The organism is Enterococcus sp. DIV1328a (assembly GCF_050536905.1).
GTDB lineage: Bacteria > Bacillota > Bacilli > Lactobacillales > Enterococcaceae > Enterococcus > Enterococcus faecalis.
In genome coordinates, this window is the sequence record NZ_CP172912.1 from 2,614,089 (window position 1) to 2,639,747 (window position 25,659).

Here is a 25,659-nt window from a genome sequence, read left to right on the forward strand (position 1 = left end):
GAGCGAACCACAATGACGATTGGATTTATTTTTGATTTGGATGGTGTCATTACTGACACCGCCAAATTTCATTATCAAGCTTGGAAAGCGTTGGCCGATTCGCTAGGTATTCCCATTGACGAAACCTTCAACGAAACATTAAAAGGCATTAGTCGGATGGATTCCTTGGACCGCATTTTAGCCCATGGCCACCGTGAAAATGCGTTTACTCCAGCAGAAAAAGAAGCCTTAGCTCAGCAAAAAAATGACCACTACGTTCAATTATTAGAACATTTAACGACAGAAGATGTTTTACCTGGTGTCGTGCCATTGCTACAGCAAGCCCAAGCACGTCACATTCCCTGTGCCGTGGCTTCGGCTTCAAAAAACGCGCCCCTGATTTTGGAAAAATTAGGCGTGCGCGCGTACTTCGCCACAATTGTCGATCCCGACTCGTTAAGCAAAGGCAAACCTGATCCTGAAATCTTTTTAGCCGCCGCTGACAGTATTGGCGTGCTACCGCAAAACGCCATTGGCTTTGAAGATGCACAATCAGGCATTGACGGCTTGAAAGCCGCAGGCATCTATACCGTCGGCTTGTCGGCCAGCCAACCCTTAATCGGAGCCGACATGCAAGTCTCTGAAATGACTGAACTAAGCGTTGATGCACTGCTCAATCGCTAAAGAAGGACAAGAACCTTTAGCAGCAGGCACCTCTTTTCATCTACATTGTATCTATGCTAGAATGTAGATGAAAAGAGAGAGATGCGTCAACGTACCTCTCTAGTGTAGAGCCGTTTGAGACGGTGACCTTTTGGATTATTTAAAAATAACCGTGCTGGTCAAAGTTGACGGTTATTTTTTATTGTCATTACACTCCATTATTGGATTAAAAAGGATTGAGTTGAACGTGGTTCTGTGGTAGACTTTTATTAGAAACAAGTAGATGTTTCTTGATGATCAGGCATCATAATAACTCAATACTGAAATCGGAAGTAATAGCCGATAGTTGGCGAGCAACAGAAAAACTCGATATAGAATTGGACGTAGAGCCAATAGTTGGTGAGCAACAGAAAAACCTGAATTATATTTGAAGTTTAAAGAAGGCAAGCTAAGCTTGGCTTCTTTATTTATAGGAGAAACTAATGATTGAGAAAAAAGATTTTGACACAATTAGAAAGGCGTTCTTAATTTATGACACCAACTTCAATAATCATATGTTCACTTATACATATCAACATCGGAAAACAAAGAAATTGTTAGAAATGAACGTTCAATTTGAAGCTGGGAATTTTATGCATTTATGCGGAGTTGACTATTATCAAATAAATAAACAAGGGAGCTGTAAATTTCGTTTTAAGGCTACTCAATTTTACAGAGCTTTAAAAAATAATAAAGTTTCACTGCGCGGGATTAAACCTAAAGATGATGGAACCACAGGCCAAAAATTACAAGTAATTTCTCTATTAGAAATGCTTATTTCTCCAGGTGTACGAATATGCGATGGAGGAAAATTTTATAATTTACAGTATGAAAAAGCAATTCGTTCAGGCAAAATGATTGTGGCGTTAACATGTAAAGAGAATAACAAAAAGTACGTCCCACAATCTTTATTATCGTTAATAAATCAGCCACGAAAGAGCCAATCGAAATCTTTAACTGAATCCCATGAAGTAATTAAAATAAGTAAGTCTGAGCTGAATAGCACCTCAGTAATTGAAGTTTACGATAAATTTTAACAAAAAAGCGGGCTAAACAGACTATAGGCAAAGAGAAAAAGCCCAGAGGTTTTTCTCCTCTTTAACAGCTTTTAGGATTTCACGGATTAACGCTAAATTTATTCGTACTTTTCGGGAAAATGTGCTATAATGAAAATGAAAAGAGAGATATGCTTCAACATACCTCTCTGATGTAGAGCCGTTTAAGACGGTGACCATGTTAATTATTTAAAAATAACCGTGCTTGGTCAAAGTTGACGGTTATTTTTTATTGTCATTTTTAAGCAATTTAACAATCAGCGCAATCAAAGCAATGGTAAACATACCAAACCCTAGGATCGTCTGAATTGTTTCATATGCTGACAAAAGGCCTCTCCTTTCTGTAAATTTTGGAAGTACGCTCATACGCACCACCTCACTTTCAGATTAGATAGCCACCGTGTTAACTTCTCTACACTTATAGTATATCATGAATACCTAATAAATATTCAGTTCGCAATATATTTTTTTAGATAAATGTGCTATAATGAAAACGAAAAGAGAGATATGGGTCAACATACCTCTCTGATGTAGAGCCGTTTAAGACGGTGACCAATTGTATTATTTAAAAATAACCGTACTGGTCAAAGTAGACGGTTATTTTTTCTTGTCATTTTTAAGCAATTTCACAATCAGCGCAATCAAAGCAATGGTAAACATACCAAACCCTAGGATCGTCTGAATTGTTTCATATGCTGACAAAAGGCCTCTCCTTTCTGTAAATTTTGGAAGTACGCTCATACGCACCACCTCACTGAAAGGGGAAAGTCTCTGCTCCTACGCTTCTCACTTTGTTGCGATGCTCGTCGCAAAGCGCATGTTCCTTTGCGCTTGCCTCCGCCATAACTTCTCTACTCTTATAGTATATCATGTAAAACTAAAAAATAATTAGTTTCAAATATATTTTTTTAGGAAAATGTGCTATAATGAAAACGAAAAGAGAGATATGCGTCAACATACCTCTCTAGTGTAGAGCCGTTTAAGACGGTGACCTTTTTAGTTACAAAAATAACCGTGCTTGGTCAAAGTTGACGGTTATTTTTTCTTGTCATTTTTAACAGCTTTTTAGTTTCCAAGGACCAATACTTTACTATTAGCAACGAAGTTCACGGTCCTTTGTGCTTGTCTCCACGTTCATTTCTTTTGCTTATTGTTTAAATCCTACTAACGGAAAAATGAAATCAACGAATTTTATCCCCGCATAAAAACATAGGGCAAACATCAAAATCTTAATTAAGATTTTGACAATTGGTCGTTCAGTTATCTTTTTCATTTGTATACTCCTTTCCAATATTTTTAAAGCTCCAACCTTTTTAATCTTTTTGACATCTATATTTTATCTAATTATAATAAAACTCACAATAGAGGAAGCATCATTTTTTCATTTCCTTTTTATTCCTTGATTAGTAGTTCAATTTGTAAACATATCATTCTGATAAAATAGGAAAGGTGGTTGTTATAGTATCGAAACAAAATTATCTACAAAGAAAAAAACACTTCTTTATCTCCTGTTCACTTTTTTGACAGCCCTACCCAGCATAGAAGCATTAACTGGAATGAGCTTAATAGCTATAAAAAATAACGAAAAAACCTTGATTATCTTTGATAGTATACTATCTTTAATTATTATTATCGTGCTGTCAGTTTTCTATAAAAAAATAGTAAAGAAAAAAAAGCAAGCTATCTTTAAAAGTCTATTACTAGCTATTGGCATGTTCTTATTTTCTATTATTCTAAATTTACTTTTCTCACGCATTCCTACTCCAGAAAATCAACATTATATTAATGAAGTCCGAAATGTAGCACCTGTTTTAATGGCCCTTCATACTAGACTCTTTTCACCTATATTAGAAGAACTCCTGACTCGTGGCATTTTTATGAACTTATTTTTTATAAAAAATACCTCTCGAAGTGTCTTATGTAAAATATTTTTTTCTGGTCTTTTTTTTGGTCTTAGCCATGGACTATTACCATCAAATTCCATGCTTTTTTATTGTGGAATGGGCTGGGTTTTAGCCTCTACCTATTATTTCTGTAATAACAATCTCACGTATCCTCTTGCGATTCATTTGCTATTAAATAATTTATGATACACAAAAAAACCGCCCACATCAGAAAAATGATGTGGGCGGTTTTTTGTAATTATTTATTTTTTGTTTCAAATAACGGACTAACTGGTTTGTTTTCGTGGATACGTTTAATCGCATCTCCGATTAATTCACCAACGCTGACTTCGTCAATTTTTGCAATTTTACGATCATCCGATAGGTAAATAGAATCTGTTACAACTAAGCGTTCAATTGCTGAATCTTCAATACGTTGTAAGGCTGGTCCTGATAAAACGGGATGTGTACAAGAAGCGTAAACGTCTTTTGCTCCGGCTTCTTTCAATGCGTTTGCAGCAAGAGAAATTGTCCCCGCTGTGTCAATCATGTCATCAATTAAGACACATGTTTTGCCTTCCACATGACCAATGATATTCATTACTTCTGCTACGTTCGCTTTTGGACGACGTTTGTCAATGATCGCAATTGGTGCTTTTAAGAATTCTGCCAATTTACGCGCACGCGTTACCCCACCATGGTCAGGGGAAACGACAACGACGTCATCGCCTTGAATGCCGTGTTCGATGAAGTAATCGGCAATTAATGGTGCACCCATCAAATGATCCACTGGAATATCAAAGAATCCTTGAATTTGGACCGCATGTAAGTCCAATGTCAACATTCTTGTTGCGCCAGCTTTTTCAATCATGTTTGCAACAAGTTTAGCAGTGATTGGTTCCCGGGCACGTGCTTTACGGTCTTGACGTGCATACCCATAATAAGGCATAACCACGTTAATTGTTTTAGCACTCGCACGTTTTAACGCATCAATCATGATTAATAGTTCCATTAAGTTATCGTTAACAGGGCTACTTGTTGATTGAATGACGTAAACATGTGCACCACGAATACTTTCTTCAATATTCACTTGAATTTCGCCATCACTAAATTGTGTTACAGAGCACTTTCCTAGCTCCACACCCACAGCATCCGCAATTTTTTCTGCTAAGGGACGATTAGAGTTCAAAGAAAAGATTTTCAATCTTGGATCAAAATAATGTTTCGACATTAGAACCTCCACTTTCTATTTCAGCCAATTCGTTAAAACTGAACAATACTTTCCTTCTAAAATAATAGTAGTCCTAGCCAAATAAATCAAGAGATTTTCTGTATTTCATACAAGATATTCATCAAAAGTCGCTTTCTTCTAACTATTTTATCGTATTTGTCTAAAAAATGAGGATTATTTGAATAAAGAAAGGTACTCGCCATAGCCTTCTTTTTCTAAATCTGCCACTGGCACAAATCTCAAAGCTGCCGCATTAATGCAATAACGTAAGCCGCCTTCTTGGAGTGGGCCATCAGTGAAAACATGCCCTAAATGTGAATCTGCTTCTTGACTGCGAACTTCTACTCGGTGCATGCCGTGACTAAAATCAGCTTTTTCTTTGACGCCACGTTTTTCAATTGGTTTGGTAAAGGATGGCCAGCCGCAACCAGCATCGTATTTGTCCAGGGAGCTAAACAACGGCTCGCCACTAACAATGTCTACATAGATTCCGTCTTGGTAAAAGTCATCATATTCTCCTGAAAAAGGGCGTTCTGTTGCGTTTTCTTGTGTGACGGCATATTGAAGATCCGTCAAGGTTTGTTTTAATTCTTCTTCTGTTGGTTTTGTCATTCTGTCCACTCCTTTTCTTCTGTTCAATTTATTGGGTTCAATGATACCACGTTTGCCAAACAGGCACCTAATAGTTTGCATAGTAAAAGACAGTCCTTTCTCTTTTGACGAATGAAAAGGACTGTCTTTTATTAGTTGAATTCTTTTAGTAGTCGGGCTACTTTGGCAATTGGTAAACCCATAATGGCGTAATAATCGCCAGCGATTGCTTCAATTAGTAATGCTCCTTGTCCTTGGATACCATAAGCGCCTGCTTTGTCGGCATATTCTGCGGTATCTAAGTAAGCATGGATTTCCGTGTCTGTCAGTGGATAAAACGTCACGGTTGAATGAACTGTCGCGGAGCGCTCTTTTTCCCCTTGTTTCAACGTCACACTTGTATACACGTCATGTGTTTTGCCACTTAACAGGCGCAACATGCGATAACCGTCTTCCCGAGAAGTCGGTTTACCGAGGATTTCTCCCGCCAATGCCACAATTGTATCGCAGCCAATGACTAGTGCTTCGGGGGATTGTTCTGCTATAGCCGCTGCTTTTTGGGCAGCCATTTGCGCCACATATTCTGCTGGTAAGCCGTCTTTGCCAACAGTTTCATCGATATCGGCTGGTGCAATCGTAAAAGTTGGAACCACACGCTTTAATAACTCCTGACGGCGAGGAGATTGGGATGCTAAAATAATTTGCATAAATTGATGACGCCTCGTTTCTTTTTAATGGGGGTCTTGAATGCGTTTAAACATTCGTTCCATATCTGAATTCGTAAAATGAATCAGCACCGGACGTCCATGCGGACAATTAAACGGATTTTCGCACAAGGCTAAATCTTTTAATAGCACGCGTGCTTGTTGCTCATTGAGGTAATGATTGGCTTTGATGGATCGCTTACAGCTCATCATAATGGCAGTTGCTTCACGGAATTTTTTCACGCTGACCGAGCCAGTTGTTAGCAACATGTCAATCATCTCGCGAACAATGCTTTCCTCTTCGCCTGCAGGATACCAAGTTGGGTGCGCCCGCACAATGAAACTATTTTGTCCAAAGTCTTCCAAATGGATGCCGACTTCCGCAAGGGTTTCTTTCTGCTCTTTAATTTTCAAGGCATCGCTATTTGGATAATCAATAACGATTGGTACCAATAGTTCTTGTAAATCATCACTGACTTCGCCAATTTTTTCACGGAAGTACTCGTATTTAATTCGTTCTTGGGCAGCGTGTTGGTCGATAATAAACAGGCCATCTTTGCTTTGTGCGAATAAATAAGTTCCGTGCATTTGACCGAAGTACTCTAGCTCAGGAAAACGTTCTGTCGGTCGTTCTTCTTCCAACTTGTTCAGGGCTTGTTTCAGTTCTCTTTGACTCGCAGCGCTATTGGCATCGAATTCCGGATGAAGTTTCATTTCTTCTTGGAAAACCTCGTCAGCAGCCTCTGATGAACGCAGAGAAGGTTCTGAATCAGATACTTCAGTTATTTTCGTTTCTTCGGCTATTACCTGTTGCTCATTACTAGCTGTTTCCCAATGATTTGCGGAATCAGCAGCTGCCGAAGAGGTTTCGTAAGCTGACGTTTCTTCCGCTACACTCGTTGATTCTGGCACTGGCGGCGCAAATGGGTCGTCCATTGGGTCCACTGCTCTTTCTGTCTGGTTGACAGCTTCAGGGGCGCTTGAGACTGGTGTTTCGTCTGTCGCATGTTCCGCATAGAAGCGACCCGTTGCGGGATTATAGCTTAAGCTGCCCGGTCGTTGTTTTACCGCAGGTTGTTCAGTCGATAAAGGAATTTCCATTTGTTCGGCTTTAGGTTCTGGCGGTAGTTTCTTTTTAAAACGCAAATTGTCTGCCGCATTGGGAATCAACTGTTCTTGGCTCAACACTTCTTGAATCGCCTGTTCAATTAATGCCATTAAATCTTTTTCTTTACTTAAACGAACTTCTTGCTTAGTAGGATGGACATTGACATCGACTAACAGCGGATCCATTTCAATTTCTAACACAGCAATTGGAAAACGCCCCACCATTAGTTTCGAACCATAGCCGGCTACAATTGCTTTATTTAACGCGAAATTTTTAATATAACGACCATTGATAATCGTTGATAAATAGTTGCGGCTGGCCCGTGTGACTTCTGGCAATGAGACATACCCTGTCAAAGTAAAATCAAGGTCTTTTCCTTCAATTTTCAACATTTTCTTTGCGGTACTAATGCCATAAATCCCCGCAATCGTTTGTTTTAAATCACCATTGCCTGTTGTACTCATCATTTTGTGGCCGTCATGAACTAAGCGAAAAGCGACTTTAGGGTGACTTAACGCCAGACGATTGACAATGTCACCAATATTGGCCAATTCCGTTTGGATCGTTTTGACGTATTTCAAACGAGCAGGCGTATTATAAAATAAATTAGAAACGGTCATTTTTGTGCCTTTACGGAGGGCTGCTGGTCGGTTTTCTTCGACCTTGCCCCCTTTTAGAATCACATAGCTGCCTTCTTCTTCCTCAGCTGTGGCAGTTTCGACAACCATTTCAGAAACTGAGGCAATACTTGGTAAGGCTTCGCCTCGGAACCCCAAGCTGCGAATTCGGAACAAATCATCTCTTGTATGAATTTTGCTTGTGGCATGGCGTTTGAAGGCATTCAGTACATCTTCTTTGGCAATTCCTTCACCATTATCAATAATTTGAATGGTTTTCAAGCCAGCTTCTTCAATAAAAATATCAATTTGAGTGCTTCCTGCATCCAGTGCATTTTCCACCAATTCTTTGACGACAGAAGCGGGACGTTCAACAACTTCACCAGCAGCAATCTGGTTGGCTAGTTGTTCGGATAGTTCTTGAATTTTCCCCATTTCACGACCTCCTAACCGGTTCGGTTCCTAATTAGATACGTTTTTGCAATTGATGAAGCATGTTTAACGCATCTAGTGGTGTCATTTCTAATAGATTCATTTTCTTCAATGTGTCAATGACACTTAATTCTTCTGTTGAAACTTCTTTAAATAATGAAAGTTGCTCGGTTTCTTCATGGACTTCTGAAACTTCTTCATGATGAACTGAACTTGGAATCGTTGTTTCTTCCGCTTCTAAAGCGGATAAAATGGTGGCTGCTCGTTCTAAAAGCGAGCTTGGTAAACCAGCGATTTTAGCAACATGTATCCCATAGCTCTTATCAGCAGGTCCTTCCATCATTTTATGAAGAAAGACCACTTCGCCATCTTTTTCGACAGCGCCCACGTGAATATTCTTCAAGCCTTTTAAGGTTTCATCTAGAACAGTTAGTTCATGATAATGTGTAGAGAATAACGTTTTGGCTTGTACTTCACGATGGATATATTCAATGATGGCTTGCGCTAGCGCCATTCCATCATAGGTTGCCGTGCCGCGTCCTAATTCATCAAATAAAATTAGGCTGTTAGGCGTGGCGTGCCGCAGTGCTTGGTTGGCTTCCATCATTTCTACCATAAAGGTACTTTGCCCTGCAATTAAGTCATCAGAGGCCCCAATCCGTGTAAAAATTTGATCAAAAATTGGCATTTCAGCACTTTCCGCTGGTACAAAACAGCCAATTTGCGCCATGACCACCGTCAAAGCCAATTGACGCATGTAGGTACTTTTCCCTGACATGTTTGGTCCAGTAATCAAGAGAATATCTGTTTCTGGGTTCATGCGGATACTGTTTGGAATGTATTCTTGGTGCCCTAAAACTTTTTCCACGACTGGGTGTCGTCCTTCGACAATCGCCAAATTTTTCGTGTTACTTCTTAACGTTGGTCGAACGTATTGATACCGTTCACTAATTGTTGCAAAAGATTGTAAAACATCAACCGCACTAATGGTTTTAGCCAGTGTTTGCAACCGATCAATGTTCGTTTTCACTTGTTCTCTCACGGCCAAGAACAATTGATATTCTAGTTCAACTGATTTTTCTTCGGCTTCTAAGATTAAACGTTCTAGTTCTTTTAGTTCTGGCGTAATAAAGCGCTCCGCATTAGCTAATGTTTGCTTCCGCTCGTATTTTCCTTCTTCTAAATTCGCTAAATTTGACTTAGTGATTTCAATGAAATAACCAAAGACACGATTGTAGCCAATCTTCAAGTTTTTAATCCCTGTTTCTTGGCGTTCTTTCGCTTCTAACTCCGCTAACCATTGCTTACCATTGCGCATGGCATCACGGTATTCATCTAATTGGTCGTTATAGCCGTCCTTAATAACATTTCCTTCAGTAATTTGTAAAGGGGCTTCTTCATTAATCGCCGTCGCAATCAATGCCACTAAATCTTCAACAGGGTTTAAGTCGACTAACAAATCATCCCATTCCCCTTGATTGATCCCGACAATTAACTGTCGAATCGTTGGTACTTGTTCTAAAGAGGTCCGTAATTGAATTAAATCACGCCCATTCACACTGCCAAATGCCACGCGTCCTGCTAACCGCTCTAAATCATAAACGTTCGTCAATGCTGCTTGCAAATCCAAGCGTTCAAAATAGGCATTTAATAAGGATTGCACCATTTCTTGACGCGCCTTAATTTGACGTTCCTGAATTAGCGGACGATCCAACCATTGTTTCAACAAACGGCCGCCCATAGCTGTTTTCGTTTCATCTAATAGCCACAATAGAGTCCCTTTTTTCTGTCCTGTTCGAATCGACTGACTCAATTCTAAATTGAATTTAGAATAATGATCCATTTTCAAGAAATGATCTGGCTGATATTCCACAGCTTTCTGAATATGGGACAAGCTCCGCTTTTGGGTAACGGATAAATAAGATAATAATTTGCCTGTAATTTCAATTTCTAATGGATTAATCAGTTCATTGGTTAAAAAACTAAACTCGGCATTTTCTTCCACCGTTTCTTGTGTCGAAAAGATAATATTTAAACGTAAACTTAAGTTCTCTTTTAACGATTCAGGAATCCCTGAACCTAGGACCATTTCTTTTGTTTGCAACGCAGAAGCTTCGTTTAAAACGCCCTCTTCATCAGCCAAGACTGCTGTTTTTAATTCGCCTGTACTCAAGTCTACATAGGCAAAACCGAACTGATTACCATCTGTTAGCACAGCGGTTAAGTAATTATTGTCTTTGGCTTCCAAGCCTTTACTATTCATCACCGTTCCTGGCGTTACCAACTGGACCACTTCTCGTTTGACCATGCCCTTGGTAGTCTTTGGATCTTCCACTTGCTCACAAATCGCTACTTTATAGCCTTGCTCAATCAACGTATCAATGTAGCCTTGCGCGGCATGATAAGGAACGCCACACATAGGAATCGGATCATCCGCATTGCGGTTACGACTGGTTAACGTCAATTCTAAGATTTGCGCTGCATTGATAGCATCTTCATAAAATAATTCATAAAAATCACCTAAGCGATAAAATAAAAACGCATCCTTGTATTGGGCCTTAATGGATAAATATTGTTCCATCATGGGTGTATTTTTTGTCTTTTGTGGCATTTAATTCCCTTCCTTCTCTAGCTCTTCGTTCACGCGGTATTGAATGAGCGCCGTGACATGTTGGACTAAGTCATTGGCTTCGATCAGTTGTTCGCGGTAGGCTACAACGAGTGGGTGCTCATCAAATTCTTTTGTTTTCGCATCAGCTCGTTGAATGGCTTCTTTTTCAGCAGTTGGTTTGCCATAGTGAGCAAATTGAACCGCATCTTTTTGCGCAGCTTTAATTTCTTCCACTAATTCTGTCAGCTTTTTGTTTTTCTTTACCTTTTCTTCAATCGCTTGGTAGCGCTGAATGACTTCATCTTGTCCAATTAAATGTAGCAATTTTTCTAATTCTTTATTACTTTGTGCATCTAAATTCAACGGCTCCATTTTTTTCACCTCCATCTTTCACCGGCACTTTTTCTATAAGAGCAGAAAAAGTTAACCTCTTAATGATCCGAGATTAACTTTTCTTCTATTATTCTTGAAACGGGCGATCTTCGCTAATCTGAATCGGCTCAATCATCTTCGCTTGGCCCGTTTGGTCATCAATCTCTAAAATACAGGCAGATAAAATTGTCCGCCCTGTTTCGACTACCTCAAAGCGCTTCGGCAATGCTGTCATAAACTTCTCAATAATCGGTTCACGCTTCATTCCTAGAATCCCATCATAAGGTCCGGTCATACCGACATCACTTAAGAAGGCTGTCCCTTTCGGTAAAATCCGAGCATCATTTGTTTGAACATGCGTATGTGTTCCAACAACGGCTGAAACTTGGCCATCTAAAAACCAGCTCATGGCTTGTTTTTCACTCGTCGTTTCGCCATGAAAATCCACAAAAATGAGCGGTGTCCGTTTGCGAGCGATAGCTACTAACTCGGCGGCTTTCTTGAAAGGATCTTCCAATGGCACCATAAATGTGCGGGCCTGTAAATTAATCACCGCTAGTTCCAATTGATTGACTTTCACAAAAACCATTCCTTGACCAGGCACATCTTCTGGAAAGTTCGCTGGACGAACCATTTTCTTCGCATCATCAATGAATTCAAAGATATCCTTGTTGTCCCACGTATGGTTACCCATCGTAACAACATCGACACCATCTTGCAAAAATTTCTTATAAATCTTGCCAGTAATTCCCCGACCAGATGCCGCATTTTCACCATTGGCAATGGTCACTTGTGGACGATATTTTTTCTTTAATTTAGGGACATACGTTGCTAGGGCTTCTCTTCCTAAAGAACCGACAACATCTCCTATAAATAATATACGCAAAAAGGTTCCTCTTCTCTTTTTAACATCTCTTGTTTATTATAGTTGTTTTCGCTTTGAAAAGAAAGTTTTGGTTTTAAAAGATTAAAAAAAGTGTCTCAACGAACAATCCTTGCAATTGTTCATTGAGACACTACACGCGATACTTATTCGCTTTTTATTTTATTTCGCATAGTCAACGGCACGTGTTTCACGGATAACCGTTACTTTGATATGTCCTGGATAATCCAAGTCATCTTCAATTTTCTTCCGAATGTCTCGAACTAAACGAACAGATTCTAAATCAGAAATTTCTTCTGGTTTCACCATGACACGAACTTCACGTCCTGCTTGAACAGCAAAACTTGAATCAACGCCTTCAAAACTATTAGAAATATTTTCTAAGTTTTCTAAGCGGCGAATGTAGTTTTCTAACGATTCACTACGTGCACCTGGACGGGCTGCAGATAACGCATCTGCGGCTGCCACTAAAACAGAAATAACTGAGGTTGCTTCCACATCACCATGATGCGAGGCAATGGCATTAATAACTACTGAATTTTCTTTATATTTCGCAGCTAATTCTGCGCCAATCTCAACGTGAGAACCTTCAATTTCATGATCTAATGCTTTCCCAATATCATGTAGTAAACCTGCACGTTTGGCTAATTGAACATCTTCGCCTAATTCGGCGGCTAAAACGCCAGCCAGTTTTGCTACTTCGATTGAGTGGTTCAAGACATTTTGACCATAACTTGTTCTGAAACGTAAACGGCCTAAAATTTTAATTAAATCAGGATGTAACGTATGAGCACCTACTTCAAAGGCTGCTTGTTCTCCGTATTCACGAATCCGTTCATCCATTTCTTTACGTGATTTTTCTACCATTTCTTCGATGCGAGCGGGATGAATCCGACCATCTTGGATTAATTTTTCCAAGGTCATTCGAGCGATTTCTCGTCTGATTGGATCAAATCCGGATAACACAACCGCTTCTGGCGTATCATCAATGATTAAGTCAATCCCTGTTAATGTTTCCAATGTACGAATATTACGTCCTTCACGACCAATAATGCGACCTTTCATCTCATCATTTGGTAAAGTGACCACGGAAACAGTTGTTTCAGAAACAGAATCGGCGGCGCAACGTTGAATTGCTAGGGAAAGCAAGTTCTTCGCTTTGCGATCAGATTCTTCTTTGGCACGTTGTTCTGACTCCTTGACCATCAAGGTTAGTTCATGATTCAACTCTTCTTCTGTTGACTTCATAATAATCGATTTTGCTTCTTCTTTTGAAAGGGAAGCAATTCGTTCTAATTCTTGATGTTGCTGATTAATTAAGTTTTCTACTTCTTTTTCTCGCTCATCAATTAATTGCTGTCTAGCACCAAGTTTCTCTTCTTTTTCTTCCAGTGAGCCTTCACGTTTTTCAAGAGAGTCATCTTTACGATCCAACGTTTGTTCCCGTTGAATTAAACGATTTTCTTGAGATTTAAGTTCTAATCTGCTTTCTTTCAACTCACTTTCAATTTCTGAACGATACTTCTGGTTCTCTTCCTTAGCTTCTAGCAATGCTTCTTTTTTCAGTGTTTCTGATTCTTTCCGAGCGTTCTCGAGAATACTCGACGCTGAAATTTTTGCACCATTTATTGCTTTATCATGACGTGACTTTGCAATAACAAATCCTAAACCAAGACCGACAATCAAACCGACGATAGCGAGGAGAATATTTAAAACCATATTTCCACCTCCATACTATCTTTTTGTTAATTCATATCTTGTAGTTTTTTGATAAACTAAAATCAATTATCAATATGCCTACTTGCATATTTGTGCATACACACAATTTTATTCTAATGTTTGTCGCGAAAGGTGTCAACTTAAAAAAGCCCTTTCTTTTGGAAAGGGCAGCAAATATTAGACAACGTCACATTTTTAGGTTTCCGCCGTCACGAATTGTTTAAATTTTAGAACAAACGCCGCATAGTCTGCTGTTTGACTAAGCTGCTTGATGTGGATGGGTTCGGACATGGACAACAGTCTATTTAACAATTTAGTTCTAAACAAAAAAAGACAACACCTGTCCTGTTCAGTAAGTGTTGTCTTTCTTCTTAACGAGTCGTATTCACTCGTTATTTATTCATCTAAGGGTAATTCTTCTTGACCTTCTGCTTCTTCTGTAATGGTTGAACCGTCACCGATGCCATATGCATCACGGACCAATTTAGACACTTCTGCCATCATTTCAGGATGATCCGCCATGTATTGTTTGGCATTTTCACGGCCTTGGCCAATTCGTTCTTCTTTGTAGCCATACCAAGCACCACTTTTACTGATAAGGTCTTTTTCCACAGCCATATCTAGTAATTCGCCTTCTTGGGAAATCCCTTGGCCATACATGATATCAACTTCTGCCACTTTAAATGGTGGCGCCACTTTGTTTTTAACGACTTTAATTTTTGTGCGGTTACCGACGATGTCTGTTCCTTGTTTTAACTGTTCTGCACGACGGACTTCTAGACGAACCGTTGCGTAGAATTTCAATGCACGTCCACCAGGAGTTGTTTCAGGATTTCCGAACATCACGCCAACTTTTTCACGAATTTGGTTAATGAAAATAGCAATTGTTTTTGTCTTATTAATTGAGCCTGATAATTTACGTAGTGCTTGAGACATTAGTCGAGCTTGTAAGCCGACATGGCTCGCTCCCATCTCACCATCAATCTCTGCACGAGGAACTAACGCAGCAACCGAGTCGATGACAACGATGTCAATCGCACCACTTGAAACTAAGGCATCGGCAATCTCTAAGCCTTGCTCACCCGTATCTGGTTGAGATAAAAGTAATTCATCAATGTTAACGCCTAGTTTCTCCGCATATTGAGGATCCAATGCATGCTCAGCATCGATAAAAGCGGCTGTTCCACCATTTCGTTGCACTTCTGCAATTGCGTGTAAAGAAACAGTTGTTTTACCTGAACTCTCAGGACCATATACTTCAATAATTCGGCCACGTGGATACCCACCTACGCCCAATGCAACATCTAACGCTAAAGAACCACTAGGGATAGTTGAAATTTTTTGATCAGCTTTTTCGCCTAATTTCATAATAGAACCTTTCCCAAAGTTCTTTTCAATTTTTTTCAGTGCGGCATCTAAAGCCACTTTACGATCATCTGCCAATGGATAATCCTCCTTTAATTTATATAAACTTATTTTTCATTTCCTGTTAGTAGGTCTATCATATCTCTTTTGTACCAAAAAAGCAAGAAAAAACCGAACAAACATTCGCATATTTATTTTTTATTAATGATTCGGCGCCGCAAAAGATCTAACCCTCGCATAACCGCACTCTGTCTAATATAATTTCGGTCACGGTTAAAATGGAAACATTCTGCAACGGTTGGTTGGCCTTCTTCCGCCAGCCCAATCCAAACAGTGCCTGTCGGTTGACCTTCGATTGGGTCACCAGCGACCCCAGTAAATGATAAACCATAGTTAGATTTAGCTAACTGACGCGCTTTCTCTGCCATTTCTTTGGCACACGCTTCACTTACCGTGCCATGTTCTTCTAAAAGTTCATGAGAAATTCCTAAAAAGTTCTCTTTTGTTTCTTGCGAATACGTCACGAAGCCTCCCTTAAAAATCTTCGAAGCACCCGCAATTTCCCCCAGTGTACTTTGGAATAGGCCAGCGGTGAGGCTCTCAGCAGCCGTGACGGTTTGTCCGTTTTGTAATAACAAATCCACTGTTACCTTGGCTAAACTATTGTCATCCCCATACCCATAAAAATAGTCTCCCACTTTAGCTAAAACCTTTTCTTCCGTCGCTGTTAATAATTCTTCGCCAGCTACTAAGTCTTTTGTTTTAACTGTTAAACGAAGTGTCACTTCATTAGGCTTAGCATAAGGCGCAATGGTTGGATTCGTTTGGTGCGCAATCAACGATTGAATCTCGGTCACCAGCTGTGATTCACCAATGCCATAAAAACGCAAGACTCTTGAAATCAATTGTTCTTCTTGTGGAAACGCATCAATCAATAAAGGTCGTGCCGCTTGTTGGAACATCGGAATTAATTCATTGGGCGGCCCTGGTAAGAGCAAATAGCTTGTTGTCCCTTCTGTTACGAAAGAACCAACCGCTAATCCTGTCGGGTTTTGAAGAACTTGTCCACCTTCAATGGCTAACACTTGTCGTAGATTATTTTCCGTCATTGGCCGCTTAGACTGTTGGAAAAACTGGTGCAAGCGGTTCAATCCTTCTTGATCTTCTACTAATGATTTATGGAGATGTTGTGCGACAACTTGCTTGGTTAAATCGTCTTCTGTAGGTCCTAGCCCTCCACATAAGACAATTAAATCACTTCTTTGTTCTGCTTCTGTTAGTAGCGTTTCTAAGCGGCCGCCGTTATCGCCAACAACGGTCTGATAGTAAACATCGATGCCTAGCGCAGCTAACTCTTCTGATAAAAAGGTGGCGTTGGTATTCACTACTTGTCCCAGTAATAACTCTGTTCCGACTGCAATGATTTCTGCTTTCATTGATTTCCCCTTCTCTAATAACATACGTAGTTAAACTCACTTTCCATTTTAGCACAACAAAATTTTTACAAAAGAATTTGAGCTCCAGGAAATAATTTTTTTATCAGGAAATTTATTAATTATTACGAAAAAAATGTTCATTTCCTCACAATCCGTTGTATAATAACGTTATATCGAAAGGAGAGAAATGAATGAGTGTAGTAGTAGGACTTTTGGGTCTATTAGGGTTACTTGTCAGCGGGGGACTGACTATCAAAGCATTAATTAAGAAACAACCGAAAAAACAATATGGCTATGCCGCATTAGCAAGTGCCGCTCTATTTATTGGTGGGGTTGCCACGACAGATTCTTCCCCAACGCTTTCACTTGATGCAGAGAGTGTTGAAACCGATGCCAATGGCTCAGCCACCATCAAAGGCGAATACGATGGCAGCAGCAAACTAACGGCCAATGGCAAGGAAGTAAAAACGAAAGACAAAACGTTTGCTTACAAAGTAAAACTGTCCGATGAAAAAACGCAAAAAATCACTTTTGTTGCTGAGAAGAAAGATACCAAAGTTGAAAAATCAGTCGAAGTCACACCGTCAAAAGAATTTATTGCGAGCATCACAGATTCTGAGCAAGAATTGGCCAAAACAGAAAAAGCCTTAGCTTACGCTGAAAAACAACCTTCTCAGAAAAACTATGATGAAGCCGCAACCTTAGTATCTTCATTAAGTCAAGAATACGAGGAATACAATGATCGCCTTGAAAAAATCAAAGAAGCAGTACCTGTTGATAAAGCAGTTACAACTGCTGAAAAGTCCAAAAGTAAAAGCGATTATCAAGCAGCTGAAAAATTAGTAGCTGCTGCCCCAGTTGGCAAAGAAGGATTTCAACAACGATTAACGACTGTTCAAACCGCTATCGCTGAAAAAGAAAAAAATGAACAATTAGTCGCCAGTGCGACAGCCGCTGTTGAAAAAGCTGAACAAGAACCAACCAATGAAGCTTACTATAATGAAGCGATCAAACAAATTGATGCTTTAAACTCCCCAAATCAAGCTTTAACAAAACGGGTAGCCGTTGTTAAAACTCAATTAGATGCCCACAAAGAAAAACAACGAAAAGAAGCAGAAGCTCAAAAACTAGCTGCTGAAAAAGCGCAAAAAGAACAAGCCGAAGCGGCAGCAAAAGCGCAAGCTGAAGCAGAGGCGCAACAAGCCGCACAGGCACCGGCGGAAGTCGAGACGGCTGCTGCGGAAGCACCAAGCGGTAACGCCTTAATTAAAGGGTCACGTAATGGAATTTATCATGTGCCTGGAAGTAGATATTATAATAGAACCACTAATCCAGTGGCTTGGTTCTCTACTGTTGAAGAAGCAGAAGCAGCAGGATACCGAGCACCCAAACAGTAAATACATTAGCAATAATTAATCAAACAAGAAAATGGGGCCTCCGTTGTTTTAACGGAGGCCCCATTTTTCTTGTTTCTTTTATTGATACACACTAATTCGTTGATTTGGGTGTGCATTACTTTCCACTTCATCTAACATGGCAACGGCGTAGTCTGCGTAACTAATGTAGCTGTCACCTTGACTATTGGTTGTTAATTCTTCGCCAGCGATTTCATAATGGCCTGTCGCAGGACCATCAGCATCAAACATGGCTGCAGGACTAATATAGGTCCAGTGGATGTTTTGAGCTTCTTTCAATAAGTTTAAAGCTTCGCCCATCGCCGAAGCTAATGGCTGAATTTCTGCTGGGAATGATGGTGTATCTTTTAATTGAGTTGTGTGTTCTGGGTCCACATACAAGGTTCCAGCGCCCCCAACGACAAACAAGCGCGTTTTTTGATTGGTTAAAATCTCAATCAAATGCTGGGTAGATTTGGGGAAATCTTGCACATTAGGGAATCCTAAGGCACTAATTAATACATCAAACGCTTGAATATCTTCTGTTGTTAATTGATAAACATCTTTTTCAATGGTCGGTGTGCCATCTGTTATTTTTGAGGAATTACGAACGATGGCTGTCACGTCCATCCCGCGACGTTTAGCTTCTGCTAAAAGTAATTGTCCTTCTTTTCCTGTTGCTCCTAATACTGCTACTTTCATGTAAATCATCCTTTCATTTTTAAATAGAACTAAAATAGTTACATTTGACACTTTAAAAGTAGAGAGATTACTTATCTCTCTTAACTTCTATTTCATGAATCACATCTGCTAAGGTGATGCTTTTCAATTCTTCTTCCATTTTTTGTTGCACTTTAGTAAATTCAGTTTCTAGTACCGATTGGATATTTGCCCCAACGGAACAGTTTGGATTAGGATTTTGATGAATATTGAAAATCTCTCGTTCCAATTCAACCGCTGTATAAATTTCATACAGTGAGATCTCTTCTGGTTTCTTTAATAAGGTATTTTTATTGGCTCCACGCATGGAATGAATCAAGCCGGCTTTTTTTAACTGGCTCATTAGTCGTCGAACAACGACTGGATTCGTATTTACGCTCGAAGCAATGTATTCAGAAGTCACTTGTTCTTGAGGACCTGTTTCAATCAAACTTAAAATATGAATCGCAACACTTAATTTCGTTGACATGGCCATGTCTAATCACTCCAAACTAAATGTAACGTTATTTGTTACATTTACAGAATACGCTGTTTCGTTTTATTTGTCAATGAGAAACCTCTGACTATTCAAAATAAAAATCATTTGTTGAAACAACACGGGCCCCAAACGGCATTAACGCTAATTTCGCCAATTTAAAGGATTGTTGCCCAAACGGAATACCGATGATTGTCAGACAAAGCAACAAGCCACTAATACAATGCCCAATTGCTAATGGTAGTCCACTGATAATCAGCCAAATAATGTTTACCACCAAAGATACGCCGCTATCACTATACACGACTCGCTTTTTAAACGGCCAAAAGCTCAATCCCGCTAATTTAAAACATTGTAAACCAATCGGAATACCAATGATTGTAATACACCAAATCACGCCTGCGAATAGCCAAGATAAGCCACCAAAAAAGCCGCCAAAGATGAACCATAAAATATTGCCAAGTGTTTTCATTCTTGTTCCTCTACTTTCCTCATTAAAAATTATGTATGTGAGTAAGTATACCATGAAAGCTTCTTTTTGTTTCAAACAATATTGTAAGGTCGCTGACTCGTTAAAAGACGAAGACGCTATTTCATGATACAATGAAGAAACTAACGATAAAGGAGCAGACTTCATGGACTTACATTTAACCGTTGATCTAAAAAAAACAAAGACACTCATTGATTTAGCCGATCAGGCCCACTTAATCATTGAACAAACAACTAAATTACCGAAAAAAGAGGCAGCGATTCTTTTCTTGCTAAGAGATAACCAACTAGTTGCTTTAGGACTTGCTGAAGAAAAAGCTACATATAAAGAAGTTTCTTTTGATCACTCGATTTTATTGAAACCGACTTGGGACACAGAACTTGCCTATTTAGCGCAAGCTTTCCTAGATGATGCGAAAGAAAGTGGTTTAACATTGGAAGCAACCCCAACGACAGTCAAAATTCCGAAAAGTGCGGTAGCGACAGTGACTAACTATAAAGAAACAGTCACCTTTATCTTGGAACGTTTTGGCTATTCTCTGTTTAAAAAACCGGCGCCGAAAAAAGCCAGACCAGCCAAAGCACGCCACAAATGGACAAAAGAAGTTAGCCAAATTCCTTTTTATATTGATACTCGACAAAGCAAAGCAACTGTTTTTTGGCAAAAGCGCAATGAAATGCTTATTAAAGCTGGCGCGACAATGATGCCAGAAGCCCCTTTAAATAAAGACGGGTCTGTCGGTTTCTCCGCTAGATTTGGTGAAAAACTTCGTGATGAACGCAAGGGCCAATTTAAAGACTTTGTCACAACGGAAGATATCATCTTAAAAAGCGTTAATGAAGTCGGCTTGTTTCTCTATTTTGCTGGAACAAACAGCTGGTTAGAGCTAGTTGATGAGAACGGCAAAACCTTAAATGAATGGACTGTGGTGGAATAAACCTTATAAAAAATGTCGCACCTGATTTTTATGATTCAGGCGCGACACTTTTTTAATTTAAATAACTTTTTGCTATCGCTTGATACTTATCAATCATATCTAAATAATTATCAATTTCGACATATTCGTCGACTTGGTGTGCAGTAGTGGTCACACCTGGTCCAAAGACAACGCAATCAAATGTATTGTCTGATTTAGTAAATTCAGCTAAGTCTGTGGTCCCAGCGCTTGTCACTAATGGTAATGGTTGATCAAATTGGGCTTGAATGGCTTGAATTAACGCAGAATCTTTCTCAGCTTTTACAGGAATTTTATTGTAATCAATCGTTAATTCTAACTGATGTTTTTCTTTTTTGTTCAATTCATCGACAATTTTTTGTAATAATGCAATGACTTGGTCGTTGCTGAATTCTGGAATTGAACGGATATTCCCTTGCAAGGCTGCTTGACCTGGAATACTGTTCACTTGTGTGCCACCTTTAATGACGGTTACATTGTGAATCGTTCGACCCAATTCAGGATTTTCATAGTTTGCTGTGACTTCCGCCATTTGTTGGTTTGCTTCTGTAATAAATTCGTTCAAATTATTAATCGCGTTAATGCCTTCTTCTGGCATCGAACTGTGGGCTTCTTTTCCGTGTGACACAACAGAATAGTTAATTGAACCCATGTGCGCATACATCAAGTTATAATTGGTTGGTTCTCCAATGACTAAGGCACTTAAATCATCCGCATAGCCTTTTTCAGTTAATTGGCCAGCACCTAGCTCACCGACTTCTTCACCAACTGTACCTAAAAATTTAACCGCTCCATTTAATGGAACTTCCTTTTCTTTTAATTCAATCATTGCTAAAACCATTGCGACTAAGCCGCTTTTCATGTCCGTTGCGCCACGGCCATACAATTTATTTCCTTCAATATGGGCCGCAAATGGCGGGAAAGTCCATTGACTTTCGTCCCCTTCAGAAACCACGTCCATGTGGCCACTAAACCCTAAGACTTTTTCTCGGTTTTCACCTAAATAAGCAACCAAACTACTACGATTTGGTGCATAAGAAACAAGTTCAGAAGGGATCTCATATTTTTTCAAAAGATTTTGTAAATAGATTGCCACTTCTTCTTCGTTTCCATTTACAGATTTAATTTTAACCACATCTTGTAAAATACTAATTTTTTCTGATTTTTCCATTGCCATTCGCCCTTTCTTGTTATGCTTAATTCTAGTGTACGCTTCTCTCAGTAAAACCGCAACTGACTTGGTTAGGTCAGTAAAAAACACGCGACAGTTTTAAGAAATGTCGCGTGTTTTTTACTGAGTTTATTTTAAATAATTAGGCGCTGCCAATTCATTCTCAATGACTTGATTAGGAATCACAAATTCAGGGGTGCCCATATAGTAAGGCGCAATCTCTCCTTGAGAAAACACAATCACTAATTGGTGTTTTTCATTGATATAGAAAGGTTGGTCCTTTTTAATTTTTTTGAAGGGTTGAACATCACTGGGGGCATCCTCTTTTTCGGACCAGTATATTTTATTGCTATCGTTCTTCATTTGGTCTGCTATTTGTTGTTTAATTTCACTACTAATGACATCAATGTAAAAATCATTTTTAAAAATTAAGGGGAGTGAAACGACAACATTGGCTCGTTTGTCGATGGTGTCATATTTCGTTGTCGTCGCAGAGCTGCCTTTAATTTCTGTGAAGGTTCGTTTGACCACTAGGAAGCGACGGTCGTCCACAACTTTTTCATAATCTCCAGTGACTGAAACACGAGAACCATCAAACAATTGCCCTTTGACTTGTTGAAATTCTGTTTGGGCTTCTTTCAAGTATTTTTTGTTGAGCGTGTCGGCTACTGAAGATTCTTGGGATGTTTGGATTTTAGGGACATCGATGTTTACTTCACTTTCCTGTTTTTTCGCTGTCAACGTTTTGATGGTGACTAATTGAACAATTTTATCTAACACAGGAATGTTGCGGGCTGCTTCACTAAAACCTGGAAACAAATTGACTGATAAGACAAAGCCACAAGCCACTACTAGACTACTTTGCAGTGAGCGGTTTCTAAAACGAAGCCAGGTGTACCGCTTTTTCTCTTTATGAAAACGCGCTTTGACTTCCGCTTGTAGATCCGTTGGCAACGGTTGTTGGCGGTATTCTTTTGAAAAGTTTTTAACAACACTTTTTACAAAATCTTCCATTATTTTTTCGCTTCCTTTCTTTTACTAATTCAATAGACTTCGGAGTTCATTCAAACTGCGGTACATCTTCGTTTTAATCGTGTTTTCGTTAATATCCAGGATCAAAGCGATTTCTTTTAGCGTAAATCCTTCAAAAAATTTTAATAGAATAATTTCACGATTGGGACTATCTAATTGATTAATAATTTCTTCAATTTCTAAAAAACTGCGTTGGGGATTATTTAAAAGAGCTAACACATGTTCATCTTTTTCAATATGAACAGCTTCTCGTTTCTTTTTACGCCAATAATCTGTCGCTACAGAAAGCAGAATTCGAAAGAACCACGCGTCAAAATCCTTAATATCGGGTCCTTTTTGGATGGCCTTCAGTGCCTTTTCAAAGCTTTCTTGAATCACATCCAAGGCATCTTCTTTCGAATGTGTATAGTTAAAGGCAATGCGATACATTTTTTCATATTTGGTATCAACAAGCGTTTCTAACGCACGAATTTGTTTTTTTCTTTTCCAACCATCGAAAACCATCGATTTCTGGAACCTCCTTTCCTGTACACTTATATAGACGAATCACAAGCATAAAAAGTTTCAACTTTTTTATTATTTTTAATTTTTATATTCTAAAAGAAAAAGCGCGGTACAAAAATCACTTTGGATTTTTGCTCCACGCTCAAAATCTGATAAACGGCGGGAACAGAACCAGCTCCTTCGGAAATAAGCCGAAATTATCCAAAAATTAAAGAACAATTTCCGGAAATTTCTTCTTATTTCTCGGAGCTAAGCGGTGCTGTCCCGACCTTGTTTTCTTCTCCCGAGTGCGGTCTTAGTGCACTCAGCGTTTTAATAAAATGCGACCAATCAACAGGACGTGGTGGCGCTAGCCAAATAATTTGAGTAATCTCAGGCCAATCGACAAAATGAATATCCGATAAAATTAATTGTACACTTTCATCTACATGTGCTTTGAAAATGATATTCCATTCCGTAATTTTTTCAATATTTTTTTGTATCATACGATTATAGGCTTCACCAAAGGAAAAGTCGACACACAATGTAATCGGAGCCAAAACTTTTTTCAATGGTAACGCATCCACCATTAACAACAGATACCGATAAAATAAAAACTGTCTGGCATCCCAAACAGCGGGATTCGTTTTTTGTTCTTGAATAAATTGTCGACTAGCAGAAAAATACTCTGTATACGTTTCTGCAAAGTAGGTTATATCCATTTTGCGATAACTATAGTTTGCTTCTATTGGAAAATGGAACAATTTAAAATGTACGATTGTTACTTTTTGTTCAAAACCTTGCAGGACTTCCTCGGAAAGCTGAAATTGTATTTTTAAATAGCTTAACAAGTCACGATTCAATTGTTGAATTTCTGCAAATCTTTGGCAAAGTGCTGCTGAAGCTACTTGAAGCCACTCTTCAGCAATTAAAAATAAGAGTAAATAATTGCCTTCGTTTGTTCGTTGTGGTTCTGGGATTTGAAGACTCTCTAACCAATTGAAAACATTCTGCTGATTGTCACCGGCTAATTGTTTTAACACTTGCGAATCTACTTTTTTCTCTACATAAAACTGTTGCTGCGTTCGTACTAAAGAAACCGCCAAAAAATGAAAACATTTAGCTTGTGCATAGCCCGCACGCTGATTAAGATGAACCTTCTCAGAAAAAAATAGCTCAAAGTTCCGAATCTGCTCTAAAACTTTTTTACCGTACAATGAAAAATCACGTTGGTATAATTGTAAAAAAACCAGTGTTGTTACTTCGCGTAAATTGGTTTCATTTCCCACTAAGTGAAATTCTTTATTAATTGTAATTTGGTAATTTTCCAGCATTTTCTTTAATTCCTTGAACTCCTTATAAGCCAATGTGTGACTAACAAAGTGTTCTAAAGCAAACTCATTTACAGAATCAAAACGCTGAAAAAAGAAATCTTGAAACATAGCAAAACGTAACGACTCTTTAATATAGCAATCAATCAAAGTAGCGGAAGTTTCCGTTCCTGATTCATTAAGCGTTAAGAAAATACCATCGCTCACAATTTGAAAATCCTCTGATAAACCAAATTCAATAAAATCGGCATTTAATTCAGCGACCGTTTTGTTCACGATAAATTCAGATAATTCTAACTCCTGCATTACGGTTTCTTTTGACTCTGTTAACATCGGTGCATTTTCCAGTAACTGAAATAAGGCGATTTTTCTTTTATCCACTTTATTTAAAAACATCATCAATATCATAGACTTCTCTCACATCCATTTTTTTCCCATACAATCCATTTCCTGAAAGAAAGTACCCAACCGCTGCTAAATAGCTTTCAGATTCTTCATCGCCGCCTGCACCAAGTCCGTTAGGAAAGACAAAATCTTTATTCACTTGTAGGGGATGAGCCGTTGTTTCTTTTGTTTGTTTCTTTTTTTCTTTTGACATTGCCGGTTTCTCCACAGGTTTGTCTTTTTTCTTGGGTGAAGGCTTTTTTTCTTCAGAAGGAACCGTAGTTTTTTGATCTTCCGGAGGGGTTGGCGCAGGTTGTTCCGGTTCTGACTTTTCCTGAGGGGTGATTGATTCTGGTTTTGGTTGAATTTCTTCCGTTGGTTCTAAGGGATTATAAATAGGTGTCGCCAATGTTTGAATTGGTTCTATTTCGACAGCCGTAAAAATTAGCAAAGAACTAAATAAAAAAAGATACTTTTTTCTCATGGCTTCTCACTCTCTCTACCTCTACTTTATGGGAAGCAATTCCTTGTAAAAG

At 39.0% G+C, this 25,659-nt stretch carries 26 protein-coding genes; 5 read left to right on the forward strand and 21 right to left on the reverse strand.

Features of this window, described 5'->3' with window-relative positions; all coding sequences use genetic code 11:
- The first annotated feature begins 12 nt into the window (after nt 1-12).
- Both pgmB and IGL93_RS12585 read left to right on the forward strand, forming a co-directional pair.
- Entirely contained in the window at nt 13-663 is a 651-nt protein-coding gene (gene pgmB / locus IGL93_RS12580; protein ID WP_010776184.1) for a beta-phosphoglucomutase, read from the forward strand.
- Between the two features lie 461 nt (nt 664-1,124).
- On the forward strand, nt 1,125-1,718 hold the full coding sequence (locus IGL93_RS12585) for a PBECR4 domain-containing protein (protein ID WP_010776185.1): 594 nt from the start codon (nt 1,125-1,127) through the stop codon (nt 1,716-1,718).
- Nucleotides 1,719-1,958: 240 nt separating this feature from the next.
- On the opposite strand, the gene pepG1 (IGL93_RS12590) is transcribed toward IGL93_RS12585, so the two are convergent.
- From pepG1 (IGL93_RS12590) to IGL93_RS12600, 3 genes are all read right to left on the reverse strand, one after another.
- Nucleotides 1,959-2,102, reverse strand: a complete 144-nt coding sequence (pepG1, locus tag IGL93_RS12590) for a type I toxin-antitoxin system toxin PepG1 (protein ID WP_002392696.1) — start codon at nt 2,100-2,102, stop codon at nt 1,959-1,961.
- 231 nt (nt 2,103-2,333) lie between these two features.
- The gene (gene pepG1, locus IGL93_RS12595) at nt 2,334-2,477 is read right to left on the reverse strand and encodes a type I toxin-antitoxin system toxin PepG1 (RefSeq protein WP_002367458.1); all 144 of its coding nucleotides are present in this window, start codon (nt 2,475-2,477) and stop codon (nt 2,334-2,336) included.
- A 406-nt stretch (nt 2,478-2,883) separates the two neighbouring features.
- Complete coding sequence (locus IGL93_RS12600; protein WP_002383214.1) at nt 2,884-3,009, reverse strand: hypothetical protein; 126 nt, start codon at nt 3,007-3,009, stop codon at nt 2,884-2,886.
- 283 nt (nt 3,010-3,292) lie between these two features.
- Between IGL93_RS12600 and IGL93_RS12605 the strand changes: the two genes are divergently transcribed.
- Nucleotides 3,293-3,826, forward strand: coding sequence for a CPBP family intramembrane glutamic endopeptidase (locus IGL93_RS12605; protein WP_010776186.1), 534 nt, complete (start codon nt 3,293-3,295; stop codon nt 3,824-3,826).
- A gap of 52 nt (nt 3,827-3,878) precedes the next feature.
- On the opposite strand, the gene IGL93_RS12610 is transcribed toward IGL93_RS12605, so the two are convergent.
- The 10 genes from IGL93_RS12610 to IGL93_RS12655 all read right to left on the reverse strand — a co-directional run bounded on the left by IGL93_RS12610 (nt 3,879) and on the right by IGL93_RS12655 (nt 16,688).
- Complete coding sequence (locus IGL93_RS12610; RefSeq protein ID WP_002381060.1) at nt 3,879-4,850, reverse strand: ribose-phosphate diphosphokinase; 972 nt, start codon at nt 4,848-4,850, stop codon at nt 3,879-3,881.
- Nucleotides 4,851-5,024: 174 nt separating this feature from the next.
- A complete protein-coding gene (gene msrB, locus IGL93_RS12615) occupies nt 5,025-5,462 on the reverse strand; it encodes a peptide-methionine (R)-S-oxide reductase MsrB (RefSeq protein ID WP_002354871.1) in 438 nt (145 codons plus the stop codon).
- A gap of 131 nt (nt 5,463-5,593) precedes the next feature.
- Complete coding sequence (locus tag IGL93_RS12620; protein WP_002354869.1) at nt 5,594-6,148, reverse strand: Maf family protein; 555 nt, start codon at nt 6,146-6,148, stop codon at nt 5,594-5,596.
- 24 nt (nt 6,149-6,172) lie between these two features.
- Nucleotides 6,173-8,305 carry a DNA mismatch repair endonuclease MutL gene (gene mutL, locus IGL93_RS12625; RefSeq protein ID WP_010776187.1) on the reverse strand — a complete coding sequence of 711 codons (2,133 nt, stop codon included), beginning with the start codon at nt 8,303-8,305 and terminating at the stop codon, nt 6,173-6,175.
- Between the two features lie 31 nt (nt 8,306-8,336).
- Complete coding sequence (mutS, locus tag IGL93_RS12630; protein ID WP_010776188.1) at nt 8,337-10,913, reverse strand: DNA mismatch repair protein MutS; 2,577 nt, start codon at nt 10,911-10,913, stop codon at nt 8,337-8,339.
- Entirely contained in the window at nt 10,914-11,300 is a 387-nt protein-coding gene (locus tag IGL93_RS12635) for a RicAFT regulatory complex protein RicA family protein (RefSeq protein ID WP_025188759.1), read from the reverse strand. It abuts the gene before it with no gap.
- Nucleotides 11,301-11,373: 73 nt separating this feature from the next.
- The gene (locus IGL93_RS12640) at nt 11,374-12,171 is read right to left on the reverse strand and encodes a TIGR00282 family metallophosphoesterase (RefSeq protein ID WP_002354864.1); all 798 of its coding nucleotides are present in this window, start codon (nt 12,169-12,171) and stop codon (nt 11,374-11,376) included.
- A gap of 159 nt (nt 12,172-12,330) precedes the next feature.
- A complete protein-coding gene (gene rny, locus IGL93_RS12645; RefSeq protein WP_002354863.1) occupies nt 12,331-13,887 on the reverse strand; it encodes a ribonuclease Y in 1,557 nt (518 codons plus the stop codon).
- A gap of 396 nt (nt 13,888-14,283) precedes the next feature.
- A complete protein-coding gene (gene recA, locus IGL93_RS12650; protein ID WP_002354860.1) occupies nt 14,284-15,330 on the reverse strand; it encodes a recombinase RecA in 1,047 nt (348 codons plus the stop codon).
- Nucleotides 15,331-15,443: 113 nt separating this feature from the next.
- Nucleotides 15,444-16,688, reverse strand: a complete 1,245-nt coding sequence (locus tag IGL93_RS12655) for a competence/damage-inducible protein A (protein ID WP_010710870.1) — start codon at nt 16,686-16,688, stop codon at nt 15,444-15,446.
- A gap of 191 nt (nt 16,689-16,879) precedes the next feature.
- On the opposite strand from IGL93_RS12655, the gene IGL93_RS12660 reads away from it, so the two are divergent.
- Nucleotides 16,880-18,085, forward strand: coding sequence for a hypothetical protein (locus IGL93_RS12660; RefSeq protein ID WP_010776189.1), 1,206 nt, complete (start codon nt 16,880-16,882; stop codon nt 18,083-18,085).
- A gap of 78 nt (nt 18,086-18,163) precedes the next feature.
- Here IGL93_RS12660 and IGL93_RS12665 read toward each other — a convergent pair whose 3' ends face one another.
- The 3 genes from IGL93_RS12665 to IGL93_RS12675 all read right to left on the reverse strand — a co-directional run bounded on the left by IGL93_RS12665 (nt 18,164) and on the right by IGL93_RS12675 (nt 19,749).
- The gene (locus IGL93_RS12665) at nt 18,164-18,793 is read right to left on the reverse strand and encodes an NAD(P)-dependent oxidoreductase (protein ID WP_016618615.1); all 630 of its coding nucleotides are present in this window, start codon (nt 18,791-18,793) and stop codon (nt 18,164-18,166) included.
- Nucleotides 18,794-18,851: 58 nt separating this feature from the next.
- On the reverse strand, nt 18,852-19,277 hold the full coding sequence (locus IGL93_RS12670; protein ID WP_002383201.1) for an Rrf2 family transcriptional regulator: 426 nt from the start codon (nt 19,275-19,277) through the stop codon (nt 18,852-18,854).
- A gap of 88 nt (nt 19,278-19,365) precedes the next feature.
- Nucleotides 19,366-19,749, reverse strand: coding sequence for a YccF domain-containing protein (locus IGL93_RS12675; protein ID WP_002358999.1), 384 nt, complete (start codon nt 19,747-19,749; stop codon nt 19,366-19,368).
- Nucleotides 19,750-19,912: 163 nt separating this feature from the next.
- On the opposite strand from IGL93_RS12675, the gene IGL93_RS12680 reads away from it, so the two are divergent.
- On the forward strand, nt 19,913-20,704 hold the full coding sequence (locus IGL93_RS12680) for a hypothetical protein (RefSeq protein WP_010713701.1): 792 nt from the start codon (nt 19,913-19,915) through the stop codon (nt 20,702-20,704).
- A gap of 52 nt (nt 20,705-20,756) precedes the next feature.
- On the opposite strand, the gene IGL93_RS12685 is transcribed toward IGL93_RS12680, so the two are convergent.
- From IGL93_RS12685 to IGL93_RS12705, 5 genes are all read right to left on the reverse strand, one after another.
- On the reverse strand, nt 20,757-21,893 hold the full coding sequence (locus IGL93_RS12685; protein ID WP_002367472.1) for an ArgE/DapE family deacylase: 1,137 nt from the start codon (nt 21,891-21,893) through the stop codon (nt 20,757-20,759).
- A gap of 129 nt (nt 21,894-22,022) precedes the next feature.
- Nucleotides 22,023-22,907, reverse strand: a complete 885-nt coding sequence (locus IGL93_RS12690; RefSeq protein ID WP_010776191.1) for an RsiV family protein — start codon at nt 22,905-22,907, stop codon at nt 22,023-22,025.
- 24 nt (nt 22,908-22,931) lie between these two features.
- On the reverse strand, nt 22,932-23,429 hold the full coding sequence (locus tag IGL93_RS12695; protein WP_002360979.1) for an RNA polymerase sigma factor: 498 nt from the start codon (nt 23,427-23,429) through the stop codon (nt 22,932-22,934).
- Nucleotides 23,430-23,665: 236 nt separating this feature from the next.
- Complete coding sequence (locus tag IGL93_RS12700; protein WP_002378832.1) at nt 23,666-25,147, reverse strand: helix-turn-helix domain-containing protein; 1,482 nt, start codon at nt 25,145-25,147, stop codon at nt 23,666-23,668.
- Nucleotides 25,122-25,607, reverse strand: a complete 486-nt coding sequence (locus IGL93_RS12705; protein ID WP_002354843.1) for a hypothetical protein — start codon at nt 25,605-25,607, stop codon at nt 25,122-25,124. The genes IGL93_RS12700 and IGL93_RS12705 overlap by 26 nt, the downstream gene beginning before the upstream one ends.
- Nucleotides 25,608-25,659: the final 52 nt, after the last annotated feature.

What these genes read in the sequence shown, in the direction of transcription:
- pgmB (WP_010776184.1), top strand. Translation starts at nt 13, where the DNA reads ATGACGATTGGATTTATTTTTGATTTGGATGGTGTCATTACTGACACC.
- IGL93_RS12585 (WP_010776185.1), top strand. Translation starts at nt 1,125, where the DNA reads ATGATTGAGAAAAAAGATTTTGACACAATTAGAAAGGCGTTCTTAATT.
- pepG1 (WP_002392696.1), bottom strand. Translation starts at nt 2,102, where the DNA reads ATGAGCGTACTTCCAAAATTTACAGAAAGGAGAGGCCTTTTGTCAGCA.
- pepG1 (WP_002367458.1), bottom strand. Translation starts at nt 2,477, where the DNA reads ATGAGCGTACTTCCAAAATTTACAGAAAGGAGAGGCCTTTTGTCAGCA.
- IGL93_RS12600 (WP_002383214.1), bottom strand. Translation starts at nt 3,009, where the DNA reads ATGAAAAAGATAACTGAACGACCAATTGTCAAAATCTTAATTAAGATT.
- IGL93_RS12605 (WP_010776186.1), top strand. Translation starts at nt 3,293, where the DNA reads ATGAGCTTAATAGCTATAAAAAATAACGAAAAAACCTTGATTATCTTT.
- IGL93_RS12610 (WP_002381060.1), bottom strand. Translation starts at nt 4,850, where the DNA reads ATGTCGAAACATTATTTTGATCCAAGATTGAAAATCTTTTCTTTGAAC.
- msrB (WP_002354871.1), bottom strand. Translation starts at nt 5,462, where the DNA reads ATGACAAAACCAACAGAAGAAGAATTAAAACAAACCTTGACGGATCTT.
- IGL93_RS12620 (WP_002354869.1), bottom strand. Translation starts at nt 6,148, where the DNA reads ATGCAAATTATTTTAGCATCCCAATCTCCTCGCCGTCAGGAGTTATTA.
- mutL (WP_010776187.1), bottom strand. Translation starts at nt 8,305, where the DNA reads ATGGGGAAAATTCAAGAACTATCCGAACAACTAGCCAACCAGATTGCT.
- mutS (WP_010776188.1), bottom strand. Translation starts at nt 10,913, where the DNA reads ATGCCACAAAAGACAAAAAATACACCCATGATGGAACAATATTTATCC.
- IGL93_RS12635 (WP_025188759.1), bottom strand. Translation starts at nt 11,300, where the DNA reads ATGGAGGTGAAAAAAATGGAGCCGTTGAATTTAGATGCACAAAGTAAT.
- rny (WP_002354863.1), bottom strand. Translation starts at nt 13,887, where the DNA reads ATGGTTTTAAATATTCTCCTCGCTATCGTCGGTTTGATTGTCGGTCTT.
- IGL93_RS12655 (WP_010710870.1), bottom strand. Translation starts at nt 16,688, where the DNA reads ATGAAAGCAGAAATCATTGCAGTCGGAACAGAGTTATTACTGGGACAA.
- IGL93_RS12660 (WP_010776189.1), top strand. Translation starts at nt 16,880, where the DNA reads ATGAGTGTAGTAGTAGGACTTTTGGGTCTATTAGGGTTACTTGTCAGC.
- IGL93_RS12665 (WP_016618615.1), bottom strand. Translation starts at nt 18,793, where the DNA reads ATGATTTACATGAAAGTAGCAGTATTAGGAGCAACAGGAAAAGAAGGA.
- IGL93_RS12670 (WP_002383201.1), bottom strand. Translation starts at nt 19,277, where the DNA reads ATGGCCATGTCAACGAAATTAAGTGTTGCGATTCATATTTTAAGTTTG.
- IGL93_RS12675 (WP_002358999.1), bottom strand. Translation starts at nt 19,749, where the DNA reads ATGAAAACACTTGGCAATATTTTATGGTTCATCTTTGGCGGCTTTTTT.
- IGL93_RS12680 (WP_010713701.1), top strand. Translation starts at nt 19,913, where the DNA reads ATGGACTTACATTTAACCGTTGATCTAAAAAAAACAAAGACACTCATT.
- IGL93_RS12685 (WP_002367472.1), bottom strand. Translation starts at nt 21,893, where the DNA reads ATGGAAAAATCAGAAAAAATTAGTATTTTACAAGATGTGGTTAAAATT.
- IGL93_RS12690 (WP_010776191.1), bottom strand. Translation starts at nt 22,907, where the DNA reads ATGGAAGATTTTGTAAAAAGTGTTGTTAAAAACTTTTCAAAAGAATAC.
- IGL93_RS12695 (WP_002360979.1), bottom strand. Translation starts at nt 23,429, where the DNA reads ATGGTTTTCGATGGTTGGAAAAGAAAAAAACAAATTCGTGCGTTAGAA.
- IGL93_RS12700 (WP_002378832.1), bottom strand. Translation starts at nt 25,147, where the DNA reads ATGATATTGATGATGTTTTTAAATAAAGTGGATAAAAGAAAAATCGCC.
- IGL93_RS12705 (WP_002354843.1), bottom strand. Translation starts at nt 25,607, where the DNA reads ATGAGAAAAAAGTATCTTTTTTTATTTAGTTCTTTGCTAATTTTTACG.